This window comes from Dyella sp. 2RAB6 (assembly GCF_052115385.1).
In the GTDB taxonomy this organism is placed as follows: Bacteria; Pseudomonadota; Gammaproteobacteria; order Xanthomonadales; family Rhodanobacteraceae; genus Dyella_D.
On the sequence record NZ_JBFRGP010000007.1, the window covers coordinates 124,388 to 144,464 of the forward strand.

Below are 20,077 nucleotides of genomic sequence, written 5' to 3' on the forward strand. Positions count from 1 at the left end.
GGCATTGTCTTCGAATCCCCGCCGCAATGCTCAAGTTCTGGAAGAAGAAACCCGCCGAGACGCCCACGCCGCCACCGGCCGAAGCGCCAGCGCCCGCTGCGGCAACGGATGCCCCGGTCGCGGCCATGCCGCACGATGCGGACGCTGCTTCGCTGGACACGCCCGCGCTGGGCGAAGCGCTGTCGGAAGCCGCGCCGCCGGCCGAGCCGGAGACCGAAGAACAACCCTTCGAAGTGCCGGCCTTCGAAGCGCCTGGCGCCGAAGCTGCCCCCGCCAGGCGCAGCTGGCGCGAGCGCCTGTCCGGCAGCTCCTTCGCGCGTGGCCTGAGCTCGCTGTTCAGCCGCAATCCCAAGCTCGACGACGCGCTGCTGGATGAGCTGGAAACCACCCTGATCACCGCCGACGTCGGCATCGAAGCCAGCACCTCGCTGGTGGAAGACCTGCGCAAGCGCATGCACAAGCGCGAGTTCGCCGACGCCGCCGCCCTGCTCACCGCGCTGCGCAAGGACCTGGTGGCGTTGCTGGTGCCGGTGCAGCGCCCGCTCGAGGTCAGCGGCCACCAACCTTTTGTGGTGCTCACCGTCGGCATCAACGGCGTGGGCAAGACCACCACCATCGGCAAGCTGGCGCGCCGCTTTCGCGACGAACATCGCTCGGTGCTGCTCGCCGCCGGCGACACCTTCCGCGCCGCCGCGGTCGAACAGCTCAAGACCTGGGGCGCGCGCAACAACGTGCCGGTGATCGCACAGGGCCAGGACGCGGATTCGGCCAGCGTGATCTTCGACGCGCTGCAGGCGGCCCGTTCGCGCGGCGCCGACGTGCTGATCGCCGACACCGCCGGCCGCCTGCATACCCAGGGCGGCCTGATGGACGAGCTGGGCAAGATCGCCCGCGTGCTGAAGAAGATCGACGCCGAAGCGCCGCACGAAGTGCTGATGGTGATCGACGGCACCACCGGCCAGAACGCGATCAGCCAGGTGCGCCAGTTCCGCCAGATCGTCGGCGTGACCGGCCTGGTGGTGACCAAGCTGGACGGCACCGCCAAGGGCGGCGTGGTGTTTGCGCTGGCCCGCGAGTTCGGCCTGCCGATCCGCTATGTCGGCCTCGGCGAAACCGCCACCGACCTGCGCGTGTTCGAGGCGCAGGCTTACGTGGATGGCCTGCTGCCCGCGAGCATCGGTGCCTAAGCCCATGCGCCAGCCATGCGACTGAACCTGCCGCGCTGGCTGCGCATCACCCTCTGGAGTGCCGGGGGTCTGGCGCTGGTGGCGTTGCTCACCGTGGTCGTCTCGCTCTACCTGCTGCTGCAGCCGAGCCGCTTCACCGCATTGCTGCAACGTGAGGCGAGCAATGCCGGCCTGATTCTCAATCTGGCCAGTCCGGCCAGCCCCACGCTGTTTCCACGACCGGCGCTGGAGCTGCAGGGGCTGACCCTCAGCGCCAAGGACGCGAGCATGCCGATCCTGCTCGCCGCGCGCGGGCGCCTGCAGTTGCCGTGGCGTGCGCTGCTGGGCAAGGAGACGGTGATTTCGCGGCTGGAGATCGATTCGCCGCGGATGGATCTGGACGCCCTGCAAGCGTGGCTGGCCAGCTTGCCGCCGCGCCCCGCAAGCGAGCCGCCGCAGATCCCGCGCATCGATGCGGGCGTGCGCGTCACGCGCGGCAGCCTGGTGCGCGGCAACGAGCTGCTGCTGGGCGATGTGTCGCTCGATAGCGGCAGCCTGATTTCCGGCCAGCCGTTCCCGCTGTCGATTTCCGCCAAGGACGCCGCGGGCGAACCGCTGCAGCTGGACCTGTCGGCGACGCCGCGCCTGAAGGGCGACACGCTGCAACTGGATGCGCTGGGCGTGCATTTCTCGCAAGGCAGCACTCTGACCCTGCAACTGGCCGGCGATGCGCACTGGCACGGCGCGGCCGATGCCTCGCTGCGCCTGCGCGGCAAGCTCGATCACGCCGAGGCCGGCGTCTACGACACCTCGCTGGTGCTGACCCCGGCCAACCAGGTCGACCCGCTGCTGCTGGCGGTCAAGCTCGACGGGCCCGGCAACCACGCTGACCTGCGCCTGCCGCCGCTGGCGCTGGCCGACTGGTGGGCCCAGCTCAATCATCCGCAGGGCCCGCGCCTGAGCGTGCCGCCCGGCACCGGCACCACCGAGATCGCCAGGCTGGAAACCGGCGGCGTCAGCATCGAAGGCCTGACCATCAAGGCCGGCGTCGCACCGGTCGCGGCAGCTTCCGCCGCCACGCCCGCCGACAGCAAGAACGCGACGCGCGCACCCAAATGAGCAAACCCGCAGCACCCGATTTCGCCACGCGGCTGCTGGCGTGGTTCGACCGCCATGGCCGCCACGACCTGCCCTGGCAGCATCCGCGCGACGCGTATCGCGTGTGGCTGTCCGAGGTGATGCTGCAGCAGACCCAGGTCGCCACGGTGATCCCCTACTTCCAGCGCTTCATCGACGCGCTGCCCACGCTGCGCGACCTGGCCGCGGCGGACGAGGACACCGTGCTCGCGCTGTGGTCGGGCCTGGGCTATTACCGCCGCGCCCGTTTCCTGCATCGCGCCGCGCAGCTGTGCGTGGAACGCCACGGCGGCGAACTGCCGCGCGACTTCGACGCGCTGGCCGACCTGCCCGGCATCGGCCGCTCCACCGCCGGTGCGATCCTGGCGCAGGCGCACGGGCTGCGCTTCGCCATCCTCGACGGCAACGTCAAGCGCGTGCTGACGCGCCACCTCGGCATCCACGGCCATCCCGGCCAGAGCGCCGTGGAGAAGGAACTGTGGCGGCACGCGGAGGCGTACACGCCGGCCGTGCGCATCGCCGATTACACGCAGGCGATCATGGACCTGGGCGCCACTGTCTGCGTGCGTTCCAAGCCCAGATGCGAGGACTGCCCGGTCGCCGCCGACTGCGTCGCGCGACGCGACAAGCTCACCGCCCAGTTGCCCAGCGCCAAGCCCGGCAAGAGCGTGCCGACCCGCTCCACCGTGATGCTGCTGCTGCGCGACGAGCGCCGCCGCGTGCTGCTGGAACGCCGCGGCCCGCAAGGCGTATGGGCCGGCCTGTGGAGCCTGCCCGAGGCCGACGGCACCGAGAACGCATGGCGCAAGGCGCAGCAGCTCGCGCGCATCGACGATGCGCAGGCGCTGACGCCGTTCGTGCACGTGTTCAGCCATTACCGCCTGCAAGTCGAACCGCTGCTGTTCGATGGCGCGACAGCGCACAGCGCGATCGCCGATAATCCCGGGCTGCGCTGGTGCGACACCGGCGACCTCGCCGCGCTCGGCCTGCCCGCCCCCGTGCGCACCCTGCTGCAAAGTCTTTGAAGGAAGCCGCCATGAGCCGTACCGTCCGCTGCGCCAAGCTCGGCACCGAGGCCGAAGGCCTCGACTTCGCCCCCTGGCCCGGCCCGCTCGGCCAGCGCATCTACGCGCAGATCTCCAAGCCGGCGTGGCAGGAATGGCTGGCGCATCAGACCATGCTGATCAACGAATACCGCCTCAACCCGCTGGACCCGAAGGCGCGCAAGTTCCTGGGCGAGGAGATGGAGAAATTCCTGTTCGGCGGCGAGGTCGCACAGCCCGAAGGCTACGTCGCGCCGGACGCGGATTCTTGACGGCTGCGGCGAACTTCGGTTTAATGCGCGGCTCCACGCGGTACCGATGACCCCTCCGGTCGTCAGCACTTCTGGCCGAGTAGCTCAGTTGGTAGAGCAGGGGATTGAAAATCCCCGTGTCGGCGGTTCGATTCCGTCCTCGGCCACCATCTTCAAGCGGTTTTCCAGCGTTGCGCTGAAGCAGCCGCTCAAAAAATCTCACGTTTGCGAAGAACTTGATCATCTGCTCGATGAGCGATGCGTAGCGCTGGTGGCGTCGTATTCGCTGCATCGCGCGACTGCGCTGCAGAGTCGCAGCGGAATCACCCGCGCCCTTTTTGACAGCCTCGTAAGCGCATGCCCAAAAGAAGGCTTCGCTCCACCGATCGGCCCGCGCCAGCCTCTAGCCTGTCCAGTCCCCGCCCCACTCATTGACCGATACACACTTGGTGTGTATAAATGCCATGAACAGCGTCGACCTGCTCAAATTCCTCAGATCCAGGGGCTTCGCTGTCATCAGCGTTCGCGGCAGCCATCACAAGCTGCGCAATGCCGCCAATATCACGCTGATCATTCCTCATCCCAAGAAGGACCTGGGCACGGGACTGGTCGCAGCAATACTCAAGCAGGCCGGCCTTTGAGCCCTGCCCGAGGTACCTATGCGTTATCCCGTCGTCATTGAAACCGGCAACGATAAAACCGCCTTCGGCGTGATCGTCCCCGACTTTCCAGGTGTATTCAGCGCCGGCGACACGCTGGACGAGGCGCTGGCGAATGCCGAAGAGGCCATGCTGTTCGCGCTCGAAGACCTGGTGAGCGAAGGCAAGGACTTTCCGGGCGCTTCGAATCTCGCCGACCTGATCTCAGGCCGGGACGCCAAGGGCGGCCCCGGGCATTTCCCGCCGAACAAGTGGGCCTGGCATGTCATCGACGTCGACACGTCCAGGCTCACGGCGAAGGCCATTCGGGTGAATATCACCGTCCCGGAGCCGCTGCTCAAGATGATCGACCGCTACGTCGCCGAGCATCCCGGCGAGTCGCGCAGCGGCATCCTGGTGCGCGGCGCCCAGGCCATCATCAATCGCTAGCATGCGCCGATGCGACTGCTACCTTCCCTCCCTCCCGATAAGAACTCCCGCAGCAATGCCCACTCGCATTTCTGACGACATCTGGCGTCAGTTCCAACAGGAACTCGCCGCTGTCGATCACAAGCCTTCCGCTCCGCTGTCGCGCGACGAACTGGCACGGCTGAGTCCGGAACAGCGCATGGCGCTGGCCCGGACCGAATTCATGGACATCAAGCGCAAGTACGGCTTGAAGGTCGACGACGTGCTCACCTTCCTCCCGGAGGAGGAAGTAGTGACCTATCTGCAGCAGCTGATGAATTGATCATGCGTCGGCAAGTCTCATAGGACTTGTCTGATTCATTGGCGCCGCCCTCCCCGGCACGATGCTCACGTGCCCGCGGCGAGGTCATGTTGCACGTGCCCCCTTGCCAGCCCGACCCTCGTCGCGGGCCACTTTCCTACAGCCGGGGATGGCCGGTACTGGCGAGCACGCCAGCGGTGGCGAGCTCGTCGGAGCGACTCGCCACCGGGAATTTCCTTCCGTTTTCCCCCAGCACCTTCAAGCGACGCGCGGTTCAGCGCAGCTTTCGCTTCGTGCACATCACGTCTCCATTCACCGCAGGTTGGGTCCGCCGAGGAACACTCGACGACCACCCCACCGCAAACAGGAGACGTCGATGAAGCTTCATCACTCTTCATGGACCGCAGCACTGGCGCTCGCCGTAGCGCTGGCCGCTCCGCTCGCGATGGCGCAGGACGCGCTGACCGAACGGCAGGTGCAGAACCAGCTCGAGCAGCAGGGCTTCAAGAAAGTCCACGACCTAAAATTCCGCGACGGCATGTGGCGGGCTCATGCGAAGAGCGCGGACGGACGCAGCGTCACCGTCAAGGTCGATCCGCGCACCGGCGAGGCCTATCCGGACGAGCAGGTTTCGCGGCTGAGCGAAACCGATGTGCGCGCCTCGCTCTCCACCGCCGGCTACACCCACGTCCACGACGTGGATTTCAAGGACGGCCTGTGGCGCGCCAAGGCAGAGAATCCCGCCGGCGCCGACGTGAAGCTGCAGATCGATCCGCATACGGGCAAGGTGATCGGCACCGATTGAGTCCCATCCAAAAAGCAGAAGCGCCGGTGGCAGCTGCCCCGGCGCTTCTGTTTTGGTTGGTATCCGTCCCCGAAAGCCATTCGCGTCAGGCGAACGGCGAGAAAAAATGGGCGGCGCTCACTTCCGAGTGGATTGCGTCGAGCCTGCTATCCCTAGCCCCCTGTCGACACGCCGCGGGAAGTCGAACAATTGCTCCCCGGTGCGGATGTTAGAGAGCCTGCGCACACGCGTTTTGTGATGCAGTTCCATCCGGTAGGAACTGTCTCTAGGACTCTTTGACATTGTCTCGATCCAAAGGAAAACCGGACCGGCGCCTCGCTCTCGCCAACGCACGCTTCTATGATTGAGTCCGTTTTCCCCACAGGTAACGCCCGTGAAACGACTCGCCCTTTCGCTCCTTGCCCTGTCCATCTCCAGCGCCGTGCTGGCGGCCGAAGCGCCGACGTTCGATCCGCATCGCCTCTCGGCCGACGTGAAGACGCTGTCCTCCGATGCGTTCGAAGGCCGCGGCCCGGCCACGGCCGGCGAGACCAAGACCATCGATTACCTGATCGCCCAGTACAAGGCCGCCGGCCTGCAGCCGGGCGGTGACTTGAAGAACGGCAAGCGCGAGTGGACCCAGGCGGTGCCGCTGCTGCGCGCGGAGATCGCGGGCACGCCGGCGTTGTCGGTGACGGTGGACGGCAAGCCGCAGGCGCTGACCCAGGGTGAGCAGATCGCCGTGCGCGCGGCGATGGACGGTTCCAAGCAGGTGGCGATCAAGGACGCGCCGCTGGTCTTCGTCGGCTACGGCGTGAAGGCGCCGGAGCGCAACTGGGACGACTTCAAGGGCGTGGACCTGCACGGCAAGATCGCCGTGGTGCTGGTCAACGATCCGGATTTCGAAACCGGCCAGGGCGACTTCGGCGGCAAGGCCATGACCTACTACGGCCGCTGGACCTACAAGTACGAGGAAGCAGCGCGCCAGGGCGCGGCCGGCGTGCTGATCGTGCACGAGACCGAGCCGGCGTCCTACGGCTGGAACACGGTGAAGAACTCCAACACCAATGCGATGTTCGACATCGTGCGCGACAAGCCCGCCGCGACGCATCCGCAAGTGGAGGCCTGGATCCAGCGCGACTTCGCGGTGGACCTGTTCAAACGCGCCGGCCTGGATTTCGACGCGCTGAAGAAGCAGGCGCAGACGCGCGAGTTCAAGCCGGTGACGCTGAAGGGCGAGAGCTTCTCCGCCAACTACAAGGTGGACAGCAAGGTGATCACCTCGCACAACGTGGTGGGCCGCATCGACGGCGCCAAGCGTCCGGACGAGACCGTCATCTACAGCGCGCACTGGGATCACCTGGGCGTCGGCGCGCCCGATGCGAAGGGCGACAAGATCTACAACGGCGCGGTGGACAACGGCACCGGCACAGCCGCGCTGGTGGAACTGGCGCGCGCGTTCAAGAGCGCGCCCAAGCCCGAGCGTTCCATCGTGTTCCTCAACGTGACCGCCGAGGAAAAGGGCCTGCTCGGCTCCGAGTACTACGCGGCCAATCCGCTCTACCCGCTGGGCAAGACGGTGGGCGTGATCAATCTCGATGCGCTCGACCCGCACGGCCCCGCGCGCAACTTCACCATTTCCGGCAGCGCCAAGCTCGACCTGCTGGACGACCTGATCGCCACCGCCAAGCGCTGGAACCTGGCCTACTCGCCGGACCCGAAGCCGGAAGCGGGCCACTTTTTCCGCTCCGATCATTTCTCCTTCGCCAAGCGCGGCGTGCCGGCAATCTCGTTCGGCTCGGGCAACGACTGGGTCGACGGCGGCCTCGCCGCGGGCAAGCAGGCCGAGGACGATTACACCGACAAGCACTACCACCAGCCCTCGGACGAGTGGGAAGCCGGCTGGTCGTTCACCGGCATGGCACGCGACCTGCAGATCCTCTACACGCTGGGCAGCGAGCTGGCCAATTCCAGCCAGTGGCCGGATTGGAGCAAGGATTCGGAGTTCCGCGCGGCACGCGATACCACCGCCGCCCAGCGCAAGTAAGCACCGGTATCTGCAGCACCCGAACGGCCCGCACATGCGGGCCGTTCGTTTTTCATTAGCGCGTGGATGGCGAATTCACGAAAAGCCACAAAGCCGTCTTCGGCCAATCACCATCCCGTCATAGGCCGCGCGCACGCTATGCGGACACCGTCCCCCAACGGCAAGACCGCTCGATGCTCGCCCAATACGTATACCCCGCCAAGGCAGGGCTGTTCCGCATCGTCCGCCATGGACGCCGCTGGCGCAGCATGTTCGACATGCAGGAAACCGGACGCCACGACAGTGCCGAACAGGCGCTGGCGTCGTTGCGCGAGTCGTGGCCGCACGCGCGCTTGCCGGCGTTGCTGGATGAATGGCGTTATCTGCGGCAGGAGGCCGCGCTGACGCATGGGCGCGATCCGGATGAGCCGGATGAGCCGGATGAGCCGGATGAGCGCTGGCGGATGGCGGGCTGAGATCAGGCCGGCGCCAGCCCTTCCGTCATCGCCCGCGCCAGCTCGCGCTCGCCCAGCACCACCATATCCGCACCCTGCTTCTGCAGATGCTCGCGGCATTCTTCCGAATCCGCCCGCGCGATGATGCGCAACTGCGGATTCAACTGCCGCGCCGCACGCACCACCTCGCCGCTCTCGAAGGCCTGCGGCAAGGTCACCAGCAGGGCTTTCGCTTCCGGCAGATTGGCCGCGCCCAGCACCTCATCGCTGGACGCATTGCCCACCAGCGTCTCGATGCCCTGCTGCTGCAAGGTATCGACATGGTCCTTCTCTTCCTCCAGCACCAGCAGCGGCAGGCCGGTCGCATGCACGGCCTCGCCCAACAGTTGGCCTAACTTGCCATAGCCGGCGACCACCACGTGGCCGCTCAGCGCCGTCGGCTGCAGCGGCGCGGCGGCAGCGCCGCCCTGCTCCGCTTCGCTCGCCGCCGCGCGCGCATCCATCCGCGCCTTGGCGCGATCGAGCAGCTTGAACAGCAGCGGATTGATCAGGATCGACAGGATCGCCGCGGCCAGCAGCACGTCCTGCGCTTCCTTGGTGACCAGGTTCTGGGTCACGCCCACGCCGATCAGGATGAAGGAGAACTCGCCGATCTGCGCCAGGCTGGTGGCGATGGTGAGTGCGGTGGTGAGCGGCTTACGGAACGCCAGCACGATGCCCAGCGCGGCCACGGACTTGCCGATCACGATGATCGCCAGCGCGGCCAGCACCACCAGCGGTTCGGACAGCAGCACGTGGTAGTTGAACAGCATGCCGATGGAGACGAAGAACAGCACGGCGAAGGCGTCGCGCAGCGGCAGGGTTTCCTCCGCCGCGTCGTGCGAGAGTTTCGATTCGCCCATCATCATGCCGGCGAAGAACGCGCCCAGTTCGAACGACACGCCGAACAGCCCCGCGGCGCCGAACGCCACGCCCAGCGCGATCGCCAGCACGGCCAGGCGGAACAGTTCGCGCGAGCCGGTCTGCGCGATCACCTGCAGCAGCCACGGAATCAGGCGGCGCCCGACGATCAGCATCACCGCCACGAAGGCGACCACCTTGCCGATGGTGATGCCCACGGTCATGGCGATCTCGCCGAACGACATCGACTGCCCCGCATTCAAGGACGCGCCGATCGCCGGCAGCAGCACCAGGGCCAGCACCATCGCCAGGTCCTCGACGATCAGCCAGCCCACCGCGATGCGGCCGCGCTCGGTGTCCATCAGGCGGCGTTCTTCCATCGCGCGCAGCAGCACCACCGTGCTGGCCACCGACAGCGCCAGGCCGAACACGAAGCTCTGCATCAGCGGCCAGCCCAGCGCCCAGCCCAGCAGCATGCCCAGCACGGTGGCCACCGCCATCTGGCCGAGCGCGCCGGGAATCGCGATGGATTTGACCGAGAGCAGATCCTTCAGCGAGAAATGCAGGCCCACGCCGAACATCAGCAGCACCACGCCGATCTCGGCGAGCTGATGCGCGAGATGGCCGTCGGCGACGAAGCCCGGGGTAAACGGTCCGCACACCACGCCGGCGAGCAGATAGCCGGCCAGCGGCGGCAGGCGCAGGCGATGCGCGATGGCGGCGAAGAAGAAGGCGAGCACGATGCCGCCGACGATGGTGCCGATAAGAGGGGCGTCATGCATGGCGGCGGTCCTTCCGGTGATGAGCGCGGTGATGAGCGGGTACCCGGGTGCTGCGGCAGCGCGGGGGCGCCGTGGTGGACAAGCAGGCTCGTCGTGGCGCGTTTATGAGTTGTAAGGGCTGGCGGCGCACGGCACAAGCGCGAAGGCGATTTTTCGGCCGCAGGCTCGGTCTTGTCGCGACCTCACTTCCTCGTCATCCGGGCGCAGGCCGGGATCCAGTGGCGACATGCTGCATGGAACCCTTGGCGTCGAACGTCTGCGCTTACTCTTTTCGCATGACCGAACGGCGTCGCTACTGGATCCCGGCCTGCGCCGGGATGACGAGCGAAAAGTCGCGTCCGCCGTACCGCCTGTCACTCCTGCGCATTGATCACCGCCAGGAAATCCTGCCCATAGCGCTCCAGCTTCGCCTTTCCCACGCCGCTGATCGAACCCATCTCGTCCTCGTTCGCCGGCAGCTCGCGCAGCATCGCCAGCAAGGTGGCGTCGTGGAAGATCACATAGGCCGGCACGCCATGCTGCTTGGCCAGCTTTGCGCGCAGGGCGCGCAGCGCATCCCACATCGGCTGCTCGTACGCCTCGATGCCCAGGCTGCTGCCGGTGACGAGCTGGCTGTCGCGGCGGCGGCGCGAACGGCGCTCCGGCCGGGTGTCTTCGCGCAGCAGCACCTGGCGGTTGCCGACCAGCACCTCGCGGCTGCTGCGGGTGAGGCGCAGCGTGCCGTATTCGCCCTCCGCTTCCAGCAGGCCCGCGGCGAGCAGCTGGCGGAACACCGAGCGCCACTGTTTCTCGTCCATCTCTGCGCCGATGCCGTAGGTGCTCAGGTGGTCGTGGCGCAGCTGGCTCATGCGCTCGCTGTCGACGCCGCGCAGGATGTCGATCACATGGCCGGAACCGAAGCGCTGGCCGCTGCGGTACACCGCCGACAGCGCCTTCTGCGCGGGCACCGTGGCGTCCCAGGTTTTCGGCGGCTCCAGGCAGTTGTCGCAGTTGCCGCAGGGGCCCTGGTAGGTTTCGGCGAACGCGCCGAGCAGGCGCTCGCGCCGGCATTCGGTGGCCTCGGCAAAAGCGAGCAGCGACTCCAGCTTCTGCCGCTCCACGCGCTTGCGTTCGTCGGCGGATTCGGACTGGGCGATCATCTGGCTCATCGTCACCACGTCCGACAGGCCGTAGATCATCCAGGCCTCGGCCGGCAGGCTGTCGCGGCCGGCGCGGCCGGTCTCCTGGTAATAGCCTTCCATGCTGCGCGGCAGGTCCAGGTGCGCGACGAAACGCACGTCCGGCTTGTCGATGCCCATGCCGAAGGCAACGGTGGCGACCATCACCACGCCGTCCTCGCGCAGGAAGCGCTGCTGGTTCGCCGCCCGCGTGGCCGCATCCAGGCCGGCGTGGTAAGGCAGCGCGGCGACGCCGGCTTCGGCCAGCCAGGACGCGGTCTCGTCCACCTTGCGGCGGCTCAGGCAGTACACGATGCCGGCTTCGCCGCGATGGCCCTCGAGGAAATCCGCCAGCTGCCGCTTCGCGTTGTGGCGCAGGCCGACGCGGTAGCGGATGTTGGGGCGGTCGAAGCTGGACAGGAACTGGCGCGCGTCCTGCAGCGCCAGGCGCTCGACGATCTCGTCGCGCGTGCGCTGGTCGGCGGTGGCGGTGAGCGCGACCCGCGGCACCTGCGGGAAGCGCTGGTGCAGCACCGCCAGCTCGCGGTATTCGGGGCGGAAGTCGTGGCCCCACTGCGATACGCAGTGCGCCTCGTCGATGGCGAACAGCGCCACTTCGGTGCGTTCGAGCTGGCTCAGGAAGCGTGCCGTGAGCAGGCGCTCGGGCGCCACGTAGAGCAGGTTCAGCTCGCCGGCCAGCAGCTGCCGCTCGACCTCGCGCTGGTCCTCGGCGGACAGGCTGGAGTTGAGATAGGCCGCGGCCACGCCGGCTTCGCGCAGCGCGTCGACCTGGTCCTGCATCAGTGCGATCAGCGGCGACACCACGATGCCCGTGCCCTGCCGCAGCAGCGCGGGAATCTGATAGCACAGCGACTTGCCGCCGCCGGTCGGCATCAGCACCAGGGCGTCGCCGCCCTGCGCCACCTGTTCGACGATGGCTTGCTGCTGGCCGCGGAAACTGGTGTAGCCGAAGACGGTATGGAGGATGTCGAGAGGAGAGGAAGACATTCCTCGAATGCTAGCAAATGCGCTCGCCCTTGCTCCCGGCGTTTGGCGCTTCGTCGTGTAGGCCGGCTCCGATATCGCGGTCGGCGCGGCAAGCGCTCAGTCGCCCGGCATGCCCCACAACACGTGGTCGATATCCGCATCCAGCCCGAAGCGCGACAACGGCACCTTGCCGTTCTTCACTTCCACGCCTTCCGCGCGCAACCGCCGCGACTGCTCGCGAAAACCTCGGCTGCCCGGCGCAAACGCGATCTGTCCGCTGGAGCGCAGCACACGAAACCACGGCAGCTCCATCCCATCAGGTACCTCGCCCAGCGCGCGGCCGACCAGGCGGGCGCGGCCCGGCAAGCCGGCGCGTGCGGCGATGGCGCCATAACTGGCGACGCGGCCCGGGGGAATGGCGGCGATGGCCGCGAAAATGCGGGCGTGGGCTTCGTTCATGGCGTGACCGGGGTGAGACGGCATGAAGGCATATAGCAGTAAGTCTTAGCGCGCGCAGTCACAAAGTCGTGGCAGAGTAGCCCAACCCGTTCTTCCACCGGGAGCCGCATCATGCGCCACTTCGAAGCCGTGCGTTCCCTGATTGGCGCCCAGCATCGGCTGCGCCACAACGGGCCCTACCTGATCAGTTTCGACTTGCCGCTGCCGCAGGGCCGGCACCAGGGCATCTACCTGGCGGAACTGGAGGACGAGGCCGGACGGCGCTTCCTGCGCATTTCCACCCCGATCGGCCCGTTCGCCGGCGCGGACGCGCGGCGCTGCCTGCGCTTCAACTGGGAGCAGCGCGTGGGCTTCCTCGCGGTGGCCGACCTGGACGGCTCGCCGTTCCTGCACCTGTGCGAGAACCGGCCCTACGAGCTGCTCTCGATCGACGAGCTGCAGGGGGTGATCCACGAGCTGGGTGCGCTCGGCGACGAACTGGAGCAGGTCGTCGCCGACGGCGGCGACGATTTCTGACTTAAAGCAGCTGACTCAAAGCAGCGCCTGCGCCAGCCGCACCCCGCCATAGGCCAGCAAGGCGGTGACCGGCAGAGTGAGGATCCAGGCCCACACCATCCGTTCCACCACCGACCAGCGGATCGCGTTCCAGCGCTTGGCCGCGCCGACGCCCATGATCGAGGCCGACACGTTGTGGGTGGTCGACACCGGCACGCCGAAGGCCGAGGCGGTGAGGATCACCGCGGCCGAGCTGCCCTCGGCGGCGAAACCGTTGATCGGATGCAGCTTCACCATCTTGTGGCCCAGCGTCTTGATGATGCGCCAGCCGCCGCCGGCGGTACCGCTGGCCATGGTCAGCGCACACACCACCGCCACCCACGCCGGCACGTCGAAACCGCCATCGGCCGAACCATGGATGCGCAGGAAACCCAGCCACGACGGCAGGCCGTCGAACTGCCCGGCCGTGGTGGCGCCGGCCAGGGCCAGGGCGATGATGCCCATGCTCTTCTGCGCGTCGTTCATGCCGTGGGCCAGGCCCATGGCGCTGGCCGAGACGATCTGCGCCTTGCCGAAGAAGCTGTTGACGAACGGGGTACGGCCGAAGCGGCGCAGGAAACCCTGGCGGCTGGAGAACCAGCCCAGCAGCGCATACAGCGCGCCCATCAGCAGGAAACCCATGACGAAGCCGAGCAGCGGCGACACCACCATCGGCACCACCACCTTGGGAATCACGCCTTTGCCCTGCCACCAGTGGGCGCCGCCTTGCGACCAGATGATCGAGGCGAAGTTGTCGCCCGAAGCGGCGATCGCCGCGCCCACCAGCGCGCCGACCAGGGCGTGGCTGGAGCTGGACGGCAGGCCCAGCCACCAGGTGAACAGGTTCCACACCGTGGCCGCGCTGAGCGCGCAGATCAGCAGCTGCGAACCGGCCGCCACCACGTGGGTGTCGATCAGGCCGGCGGCAATCGTCTTGGCCACCGCGGTGCCCCACAGCGCGCCGATCAGGTTGGTGATGGCGGCCAGGATCACCGCCTGGCCCGGGCTCAGCACCTTGGTCGCCACCACCGTGGCGATGGAGTTGGCGGTGTCGTGGAAACCGTTGATGTAGGTGAAGACCAGGGCGATCAGCACCACCGCGAGAACCATGCTCATCGCGGGCGCCTCAGGAGTTCTTGAGCACGATGGAGTACACGATGTTGCCGACGTCGCGGCACTTGTCGATGGCCTTCTCGATCAGCTCGAACAGGTCCTTGGCCAGCATCGCGCGCATCGCGTCGTTGCCTTCCACGTACAGCGTGCGGTACGGCGCCAGCAGCATGCGGTCGCCTTCGGATTCCAGCGTCTGCAGGCGGTCCTGCAGCTTCTTCACCGGGTCGATGCGCAGGCCGCGGCGCAGCTCGCCGATCATGTCCGAGACCACCCCGCTGGCCTGCTCCAGTACCTGGGCGCGCTGGGCGAAATCCACGTCGGCCAGGCGCGAGGCGACGATCTCGTAGCGCTCGGCGAACTTCTCCACCGTCTTGGGGATCTTGTACAGCGCCGAGTTCAGCGCCTCGATGTCCTCGCGGTCCAGCGCGGTGACGAAGGTGTTGACCAGTTCCTCGCTGATCTGCGCGGCCAGCGCCTTCTCGCGCGCCCGCGCCGAGGCGAAGGCGGCCATCACCGGCGCGCGGTCGGTATGGGTGACCAGTTCATGCAGGGCGTGGGCGCTCTCCCGGGCCGCCTCCGCGCTTTGTTCGAGCAGGCCGTAGAACTTGTCGCCTTTGCCGAAGATCGTCTGCAGTGAAAACATGCGCGGAGTGCCTGGAAGTCAATGGGAAAAAAGGGAATTTGACGGATATGTTACAGGACAGCCCGGAGCCCCGGCAGCACGCCCCCGCTGCCGGCCCCGCCCCCGTAGGCCTTACACTGCCCGGCATGCCCCGACCCGCTACCGCCTCCCGCCGATGCTGACCGAGATCGCGACCGTCTTCGTGCTCGCGCTGTTCAACGGCTTTTTCGCCCTCTCGGAAATGGCCCTGGTCGCCTCCCGCAGGAGCCGCCTCAAGCAAATGGCCAAGACCAGCCGGCGCGCGCGGGTGGCGCTGCGCCACGCCGAGGCCCCCGAGCATTTCCTGTCCACCGTGCAGGTGGGCATGACCCTGGTGATCCTGATCACCGGCGCCATCGCCGGCGACGCGCTGGGCGACCATATCGCCGAGGCCCTGCACGGCGGCCGGGCCACCTGGCTGGAGCCCTACGCCAAGGTGATCGGCCTGGTGCTGGGCTTCGGCCTGATCTCCTTTATCCAGATCGTGATCGGCGAACTGGTGCCCAAGCGCCTGGCGCTGTCGGCGCCGGAGAAGGTCTCCAGCTACGTGGCCATGCCGATGCTGGTGCTGTCGCGCATCACCGCGCCGTTCGTGTGGCTGCTGAACCTGTGCAGCACCCTGCTGCTGCGCCTGCTGCGCGTGACCCAGCGCAGCCGCGATGCGGTGACCGAAGAGGAAATCCGCCTGCTGGTGGCCGAAAGCGCCGAACAGGGCGTGCTGGACGCGGACGAGCACAACATGGTCAACCGTGTGCTGCGCCTGGGCGACCGTACGGTGGACAGCGTGATGACCCCGCGCACCCGCATCGCCTGGCTGGACGTCGCCGCCGCCACGGAAGAGAACGACGACGTGCTGCGCGATACGCCCTACTCGCGCTACCCGGTCTACCGCGGCGACGAAAGCGATGTGGTCGGCGTGGTCGAGGTGAAGCATCTGCTGCGCAATTTCCGCCACGGCTCGCCGGACCTGTTCGGCCGCATGGCCAAGCCGCTGTTCGTGCCCGCCACGGCGCGCGCGCTGGACCTGCTGGAGGAATTCCGCGACGCCGAGACCCAGCTCGCCCTGGTGGTCGACGAGTACGGCGATATCGAAGGCCTGGTCACGCTCAACGACCTGCTCTCGGCGGTGGTCGGCGCCAGCCAGCGCGGCAGCCAGGGCGGCGATGAAGCCGCGCCGATCGTGCCGCGCGAGGACGGCAGCTGGCTGGTCGACGGCTCAATCCCCATCGACGACCTGCGCGAACTGCTGCACGTGGACCGCCTGCCCGGCGAGCAGGAACACGAATACCGCACCGCCGCGGGCATGGTGATGGCCGTGCTCGGCCATATCCCGCAGACCGGCGAAGTGTTCGCCTGGCAGGGCATCCGCTTCGAGGTGGTCGACCTCGACGGCGCGCGCATCGACAAGCTGCTGATCACCCCGGCGCGGCGCCATGACCCGGCCGACGACGAGCAGTAGCCCGGCTTAGTCCTTTGCGCGCGCGATGCGCGCCATGCGCTGCGCGTCGGCGAAGATGCCGTGCAGGATGCGCAGCTCGCGCTCGTCCATCTGCGCGCGCTGAAACAGCTTGCGCAGCCTGAGCATGATCGTGGTCGGCGCGCGGCCCTTGTGGAAATCGATCTCGTCCAGCAGCTCCGACAGGTGGTCGTAGAAGCGTTCCATGCGCGCCGCATCGGCCGGCGGTTCGGCATCGTCGCGCACCGGCGCCGCCGGCACCTCGCCGCCGAGCAGGGCCACGCGCAGCTCGTAGGCCATCACCTGCACCGCCTGCGAGAGATTCAACGAGCTGAAATCGTCCACGCTGGGAATGCGCACCATCGCGTGGCAGCGCGCCAGCTCCTCGTTCTCCAGACCCGTGCGCTCGTTGCCGAACACCAGCGCCACCTGCTCGCCGCGGCCGGCGGCGGCGAGCACGCGCAAGGCAGCCTCGCGCGGGGACAGCTCTTCCAGGTCCACGCCGCGCCGCCGCGCCGACAAGCCCAGCGCCAGGCTGCAGCCGGCCAGGCCGTCGACCAGGCCGTCGTGCACGCCCGCTTCGGCCAGTACCTCGTCCGCGCCGGCCGCCAGCGCCGAGGCCTCCGCGTGCGGGAAGCGGTGCGGGGCGACCAGGGTCATCCGGTTGAAGCCCATGGTGCGCATGGCCCGCGCCGAGCTGCCGATGTTCCCCGGGTGCGAGGTGCGCACCAGGACGAAGCGGACGAGGGAGGCCAGATCGGTCATGAGCTGTGGCATGGCGGGTGACGAAGGGGGCGCAAGGATAGCGGGAACCGGCGTCCGGGGCCGCGCCGCGGCTGCATTCACTCGTTCCACTCCCTGGCTCCATTCCCTGGCTCCCGTCTCGCCGCCCTGCTAGACTTCGCGGCCGCTCCCCGTTCTTTTGAAAAGTCGAAGCCATGCCCAGACCCGCCGTCAACGTCGCGGTGCGCGCCGCTCGCGCCGCTGGAAACGTGATCCTGCGCTATATGAACCGCATCGACGGTCTCAATATCGTCGAAAAACAACGCATGGACTTCGCCTCGGAAGTCGACCGCCTGGCCGAAGCCGAGATCGTCAAGGAGCTGCGCCGCGCCTATCCGAGCCACGCCATCCTCGCCGAGGAAAGCGGCCAGATCGGCAAGGGCCCGCTGACCTGGGTGATCGACCCGCTCGACGGCACCCACAACTACCTGCGCGGCATCCCGCATTTCTCCGTGTCCATCGCCCTGCTTGAAAAGGGCGAGCCGATCTACGGCGTGGTGTTCGATCCGCTGCGCGGCGAGCTGTTCACCACCAGCAAGGGCGATGGCGCCTACCTCAACGACCGCCGCATCCGCGTCAGCCGCCGCGAGGACCTGGGCGGCGCGATGATCGGCACCGGTTATCCGTACCGCCAGCGCCAGCACCTGGAAACGCAGCTCAACATGACGCGCGTGCTGCTGGGCCAGGCCGAGGACATCCGCCGCTCCGGCTCGGCCGCGCTGGACCTGGCCTACGTGGCCGCGGGCCGCTACGACGGCTATTTCGAGATCGGCCTGAAGCCGTGGGACATGGCTGCCGGCGTGCTGCTGGTGCGCGAAGCGGGCGGCCGCTGCGGCGATTTCGCCGGCCGCGACGGCTTCCCGGCCAGCGGCAACATCATCGCCGGCAACCTGCACGTGGTGCAGGCGATGACCCAGATCATCGGTGCGCAGGCGACGCCGGGGCTGCTCAAGGCGTAGGTTGGGGTGAGCCACCGGCGAACCCCAACATCGCCGCATCCATACGTATCACTTTGTTGGGGTTCGCCTATGGCTCACCCCAACCTGCGTTGATCGCCTTAAGTCAGCCCTGGTCCTTGAGGAAGCCACGCAGGAACGGCACCGTGATGCGCCGCTGGGCGGCGAGCGAGGCCTGGTCCAGCCTGTCCAGCAGGTCGAGCAGCGCACCCAGGTCACGTACGTAGCGGGCGAACAGCCAGTCCAGCACGCTGTCGTCCAGCTCGATGCCGCGGCCGGCGGCCTGGCCCTTCAGCACCACGCGGCGCTCCGCGTCATCCAAAGGCTTCAGCACCGCCTGCTGGCAGGCGCCCAGGCGCGAGCGCAGGTCCGGCAGGCCCAGGCCCAGCTGGGCCGGAATCGCCTCGGCGGCGAACAGCATGGCTAGCCCTTCGGCGCGGGCCTGGTTATAGACGTCGAACAACGCGTGCTCGGCCTCGCGGTCGCCGGCGATGGCGCCCAGGTCGTCCAGCGCCAGCAGCTCGCTGCCGGCGACGCCGCGGATCGCCGCGGCGCGCTGGCCGAGTGCGCCCAGCGGCAGGTACTGCACGGTGCGGCCGGCTTCGCTGGCGGCCTGGCAGGCGGCCATCAGCAGGTGGCTTTTGCCGCTGCCGGCGGGGCCGCTGAGGTACAGCCAAGGCGTGCTTGGAGTCGCGGCCAGCTCGCGTACCGCGGCGACCGTGGCTGCGTTGGAACCGTCATGGAAATGCTCGAAGCGCTGGCGCCGCGGCCAGCGCAGCGCCAGCGGTAATTGAGGCACGGGCAACTGCGGAATCATGAGTGCCGGTCGTCCCGATCCTTCCGGGGATGTTCTTTCACGTCCACCTCGATACCGTCCTCGCCCTGCTCCACCACCACTTCCATCTCCGCGATCACCGGGTCCTGCCGCCCTTCCTCGGTATAGAGTCCGCTATGCCGGTATCGCTGGCTGAGATAGCGCAGCACCACCAGGATGACCGAGGCCGCCGGCAGCGCCAGCAGGATGCCGAGGAAGCCGAACAGATAACCGCCGGCCAGCACCGCGAAGATCACCGCCACCGGATGCAGGCCGATCTTCTCGCCGACCAGGCGCGGCACCAGCACATAGCCTTCCAGCAGCTGGCCGACCACGAACACGACCACCACCAGCGCCAGGTGGGTCACGTCGCCGTACTGCACCAGCGCCGCGATCAGCGCCGCGCCGAAGCCGACGATGAAGCCCAGGTACGGCACGAAGCTGAGCAGGCCGGCGACCATGCCGATCAGCGGCCCCACCGACAGCCCCAGGATCGACAGCCCCGCACCGTAGAACACGCCCAGCGCCAGCATCACCAGCAGCTGGCCGCGCACGAAGGCGCCCAGCACCAGGTCGGCCTCGCGCGCCAGGTGCGCGATGGTCGGCTCGATCGAGCGCGGCAGCATGTTGTCGACCCAGGCCACCAGCCGGTCCCAGTCGCGCAGCAGGTAGAACGCCACCACCGGGATCAGCACCAGGTTGGTCATCCAGGCGATCACGCCCAGGCCCGAGCGGGTGACCTTGCCCAGCACGGTGGACACCACGCTGCCGAGCGAGCCCAGATGGTCCTTGATCTCCGCGATCAGGCGGTCGGTGTCGAACGCGTTCGGATCCAGCCGCAGCTTGGTCTGCAGCCAGGGCAGCGCGGTGTTGCGGATCCAGTCGACGTAGTGCGGCAGGCTCTCCACCAGGTTCTCGACCTGGCGCGAGATCAGCGGGATCAGCAGCAGCAGCGCGCCCACCGTCACCAGCAGCAGCACGAAGAACACCACGCTCACCGCTACGGTGCGGCCCATCCCCAGGCGTTCCAGCCGGTCGGCCAGCGGGTCGCCCAGGTAGGCGAACATGCCGGCCACCGCGAACGGCATCAGCACCGGCGCCAGCAGCCAGAGCAGGTAGAGAATCACTGCGGTGATCGCCAGCAGCTGCCAGCGGCGGTAAATGTCTTGGGTCATTCGTCGCGGCTCGTCGTGGGAGGTGGCGAGGGCGGCTTGCCGGGCGGCATGGCCTCGGGCGCCAGTTTGA

At 67.8% G+C, this 20,077-nt stretch carries 21 protein-coding genes and 1 tRNA gene; 14 read left to right on the forward strand and 8 right to left on the reverse strand.

The features are described 5' to 3' along the window. Positions 1-26: 26 nt before the first annotated feature. From ftsY to AB4083_RS12910, 11 genes are all read left to right on the forward strand, one after another. Positions 27-1,187, forward strand: a complete 1,161-nt coding sequence (gene ftsY / locus AB4083_RS12860; RefSeq protein ID WP_441608243.1) for a signal recognition particle-docking protein FtsY — start codon at positions 27-29, stop codon at positions 1,185-1,187. 15 nt (positions 1,188-1,202) lie between these two features. After that, on the forward strand, positions 1,203-2,285 hold the full coding sequence (locus tag AB4083_RS12865) for an AsmA family protein (protein ID WP_441608244.1): 1,083 nt from the start codon (positions 1,203-1,205) through the stop codon (positions 2,283-2,285). After that, complete coding sequence (gene mutY, locus AB4083_RS12870; protein ID WP_441608245.1) at positions 2,282-3,328, forward strand: A/G-specific adenine glycosylase; 1,047 nt, start codon at positions 2,282-2,284, stop codon at positions 3,326-3,328. Before AB4083_RS12865 ends, mutY begins: the two co-directional genes overlap by 4 nt. 11 nt (positions 3,329-3,339) lie before the next feature. Continuing rightward, positions 3,340-3,618 carry an oxidative damage protection protein gene (locus AB4083_RS12875; protein WP_441608247.1) on the forward strand — a complete coding sequence of 93 codons (279 nt, stop codon included), beginning with the start codon at positions 3,340-3,342 and terminating at the stop codon, positions 3,616-3,618. A gap of 73 nt (positions 3,619-3,691) precedes the next feature. Then, positions 3,692-3,767 (forward strand) — tRNA-Phe (locus AB4083_RS12880). 294 nt (positions 3,768-4,061) lie between these two features. Continuing rightward, positions 4,062-4,238, forward strand: coding sequence for a type II toxin-antitoxin system HicA family toxin (locus AB4083_RS12885; RefSeq protein WP_441608249.1), 177 nt, complete (start codon positions 4,062-4,064; stop codon positions 4,236-4,238). Between the two features lie 18 nt (positions 4,239-4,256). Then, positions 4,257-4,685: a type II toxin-antitoxin system HicB family antitoxin gene (locus tag AB4083_RS12890; RefSeq protein ID WP_441608250.1), complete on the forward strand. Its 429-nt coding sequence runs from the start codon at positions 4,257-4,259 to the stop codon at positions 4,683-4,685. A 55-nt stretch (positions 4,686-4,740) separates the two neighbouring features. Then, a complete protein-coding gene (locus AB4083_RS12895) occupies positions 4,741-4,986 on the forward strand; it encodes a 2-hydroxyacyl-CoA dehydratase (protein ID WP_441608251.1) in 246 nt (81 codons plus the stop codon). 355 nt (positions 4,987-5,341) lie between these two features. Further along, the gene (locus tag AB4083_RS12900) at positions 5,342-5,770 is read left to right on the forward strand and encodes a PepSY domain-containing protein (RefSeq protein ID WP_441608252.1); all 429 of its coding nucleotides are present in this window, start codon (positions 5,342-5,344) and stop codon (positions 5,768-5,770) included. A 373-nt stretch (positions 5,771-6,143) separates the two neighbouring features. Continuing rightward, entirely contained in the window at positions 6,144-7,796 is a 1,653-nt protein-coding gene (locus tag AB4083_RS12905) for a M28 family metallopeptidase (RefSeq protein ID WP_441608254.1), read from the forward strand. 248 nt (positions 7,797-8,044) lie between these two features. Then, positions 8,045-8,251 carry a hypothetical protein gene (locus AB4083_RS12910; protein ID WP_441608256.1) on the forward strand — a complete coding sequence of 69 codons (207 nt, stop codon included), beginning with the start codon at positions 8,045-8,047 and terminating at the stop codon, positions 8,249-8,251. 2 nt (positions 8,252-8,253) lie between these two features. On the opposite strand, the gene ybaL is transcribed toward AB4083_RS12910, so the two are convergent. The 3 genes from ybaL to AB4083_RS12925 all read right to left on the reverse strand — a co-directional run bounded on the left by ybaL (position 8,254) and on the right by AB4083_RS12925 (position 12,515). Continuing rightward, positions 8,254-9,912: a YbaL family putative K(+) efflux transporter gene (ybaL, locus tag AB4083_RS12915; protein WP_441608258.1), complete on the reverse strand. Its 1,659-nt coding sequence runs from the start codon at positions 9,910-9,912 to the stop codon at positions 8,254-8,256. A gap of 353 nt (positions 9,913-10,265) precedes the next feature. After that, complete coding sequence (gene recQ, locus AB4083_RS12920) at positions 10,266-12,077, reverse strand: DNA helicase RecQ (protein ID WP_441608259.1); 1,812 nt, start codon at positions 12,075-12,077, stop codon at positions 10,266-10,268. 96 nt (positions 12,078-12,173) lie between these two features. Continuing rightward, on the reverse strand, positions 12,174-12,515 hold the full coding sequence (locus tag AB4083_RS12925; protein WP_441608261.1) for an MGMT family protein: 342 nt from the start codon (positions 12,513-12,515) through the stop codon (positions 12,174-12,176). A 111-nt stretch (positions 12,516-12,626) separates the two neighbouring features. Here AB4083_RS12925 and AB4083_RS12930 point away from each other — a divergent pair, with 111 nt between their 5' ends. Next, complete coding sequence (locus AB4083_RS12930) at positions 12,627-13,031, forward strand: hypothetical protein (RefSeq protein WP_441608263.1); 405 nt, start codon at positions 12,627-12,629, stop codon at positions 13,029-13,031. Between the two features lie 15 nt (positions 13,032-13,046). Here the strand turns inward: AB4083_RS12930 and AB4083_RS12935 are convergent, their stop codons facing one another. Together AB4083_RS12935 and AB4083_RS12940 are read right to left on the reverse strand one after the other, a co-directional pair. Continuing rightward, complete coding sequence (locus tag AB4083_RS12935) at positions 13,047-14,165, reverse strand: anion permease (RefSeq protein WP_441608264.1); 1,119 nt, start codon at positions 14,163-14,165, stop codon at positions 13,047-13,049. A gap of 10 nt (positions 14,166-14,175) precedes the next feature. Continuing rightward, the gene (locus AB4083_RS12940) at positions 14,176-14,805 is read right to left on the reverse strand and encodes a DUF47 domain-containing protein (RefSeq protein ID WP_441608266.1); all 630 of its coding nucleotides are present in this window, start codon (positions 14,803-14,805) and stop codon (positions 14,176-14,178) included. Positions 14,806-14,959: 154 nt separating this feature from the next. Between AB4083_RS12940 and AB4083_RS12945 the strand changes: the two genes are divergently transcribed. Then, on the forward strand, positions 14,960-16,282 hold the full coding sequence (locus tag AB4083_RS12945; RefSeq protein ID WP_441608268.1) for a hemolysin family protein: 1,323 nt from the start codon (positions 14,960-14,962) through the stop codon (positions 16,280-16,282). Positions 16,283-16,288: 6 nt separating this feature from the next. Here AB4083_RS12945 and AB4083_RS12950 read toward each other — a convergent pair whose 3' ends face one another. Beyond that, positions 16,289-17,044, reverse strand: a complete 756-nt coding sequence (locus tag AB4083_RS12950) for an RNA methyltransferase (protein WP_441608269.1) — start codon at positions 17,042-17,044, stop codon at positions 16,289-16,291. A gap of 173 nt (positions 17,045-17,217) precedes the next feature. Here AB4083_RS12950 and AB4083_RS12955 point away from each other — a divergent pair, with 173 nt between their 5' ends. Next, a complete protein-coding gene (locus tag AB4083_RS12955; RefSeq protein WP_441608271.1) occupies positions 17,218-18,021 on the forward strand; it encodes an inositol monophosphatase family protein in 804 nt (267 codons plus the stop codon). A gap of 103 nt (positions 18,022-18,124) precedes the next feature. On the opposite strand, the gene hda is transcribed toward AB4083_RS12955, so the two are convergent. After that, complete coding sequence (gene hda, locus AB4083_RS12960; RefSeq protein ID WP_441608272.1) at positions 18,125-18,835, reverse strand: DnaA regulatory inactivator Hda; 711 nt, start codon at positions 18,833-18,835, stop codon at positions 18,125-18,127. Next, positions 18,832-20,007: an AI-2E family transporter gene (locus AB4083_RS12965; RefSeq protein WP_441608273.1), complete on the reverse strand. Its 1,176-nt coding sequence runs from the start codon at positions 20,005-20,007 to the stop codon at positions 18,832-18,834. The genes hda and AB4083_RS12965 overlap by 4 nt, the downstream gene beginning before the upstream one ends. Between the last annotated feature and the right edge of the window lie 70 nt (positions 20,008-20,077).

Excerpts from the sequence above, each read along its gene's own strand:
- AB4083_RS12900 (WP_441608252.1), top strand. The coding sequence starts at position 5,342 with ATGAAGCTTCATCACTCTTCATGGACCGCAGCACTGGCGCTCGCCGTA.
- AB4083_RS12935 (WP_441608264.1), bottom strand. The coding sequence starts at position 14,165 with ATGAGCATGGTTCTCGCGGTGGTGCTGATCGCCCTGGTCTTCACCTAC.
- hda (WP_441608272.1), bottom strand. The coding sequence starts at position 18,835 with ATGATTCCGCAGTTGCCCGTGCCTCAATTACCGCTGGCGCTGCGCTGG.
- AB4083_RS12890 (WP_441608250.1), top strand. The coding sequence starts at position 4,257 with ATGCGTTATCCCGTCGTCATTGAAACCGGCAACGATAAAACCGCCTTC.
- ftsY (WP_441608243.1), top strand. The coding sequence starts at position 27 with ATGCTCAAGTTCTGGAAGAAGAAACCCGCCGAGACGCCCACGCCGCCA.
- AB4083_RS12965 (WP_441608273.1), bottom strand. The coding sequence starts at position 20,007 with ATGACCCAAGACATTTACCGCCGCTGGCAGCTGCTGGCGATCACCGCA.
- AB4083_RS12865 (WP_441608244.1), top strand. The coding sequence starts at position 1,203 with ATGCGACTGAACCTGCCGCGCTGGCTGCGCATCACCCTCTGGAGTGCC.
- AB4083_RS12945 (WP_441608268.1), top strand. The coding sequence starts at position 14,960 with ATGCTGACCGAGATCGCGACCGTCTTCGTGCTCGCGCTGTTCAACGGC.
- AB4083_RS12930 (WP_441608263.1), top strand. The coding sequence starts at position 12,627 with ATGCGCCACTTCGAAGCCGTGCGTTCCCTGATTGGCGCCCAGCATCGG.
- AB4083_RS12895 (WP_441608251.1), top strand. The coding sequence starts at position 4,741 with ATGCCCACTCGCATTTCTGACGACATCTGGCGTCAGTTCCAACAGGAA.
- AB4083_RS12875 (WP_441608247.1), top strand. The coding sequence starts at position 3,340 with ATGAGCCGTACCGTCCGCTGCGCCAAGCTCGGCACCGAGGCCGAAGGC.
- AB4083_RS12910 (WP_441608256.1), top strand. The coding sequence starts at position 8,045 with ATGTTCGACATGCAGGAAACCGGACGCCACGACAGTGCCGAACAGGCG.
- AB4083_RS12885 (WP_441608249.1), top strand. The coding sequence starts at position 4,062 with ATGAACAGCGTCGACCTGCTCAAATTCCTCAGATCCAGGGGCTTCGCT.
- AB4083_RS12955 (WP_441608271.1), top strand. The coding sequence starts at position 17,218 with ATGCCCAGACCCGCCGTCAACGTCGCGGTGCGCGCCGCTCGCGCCGCT.
- ybaL (WP_441608258.1), bottom strand. The coding sequence starts at position 9,912 with ATGCATGACGCCCCTCTTATCGGCACCATCGTCGGCGGCATCGTGCTC.
- mutY (WP_441608245.1), top strand. The coding sequence starts at position 2,282 with ATGAGCAAACCCGCAGCACCCGATTTCGCCACGCGGCTGCTGGCGTGG.
- AB4083_RS12925 (WP_441608261.1), bottom strand. The coding sequence starts at position 12,515 with ATGAACGAAGCCCACGCCCGCATTTTCGCGGCCATCGCCGCCATTCCC.
- AB4083_RS12940 (WP_441608266.1), bottom strand. The coding sequence starts at position 14,805 with ATGTTTTCACTGCAGACGATCTTCGGCAAAGGCGACAAGTTCTACGGC.
- AB4083_RS12950 (WP_441608269.1), bottom strand. The coding sequence starts at position 17,044 with ATGACCGATCTGGCCTCCCTCGTCCGCTTCGTCCTGGTGCGCACCTCG.
- recQ (WP_441608259.1), bottom strand. The coding sequence starts at position 12,077 with ATGTCTTCCTCTCCTCTCGACATCCTCCATACCGTCTTCGGCTACACC.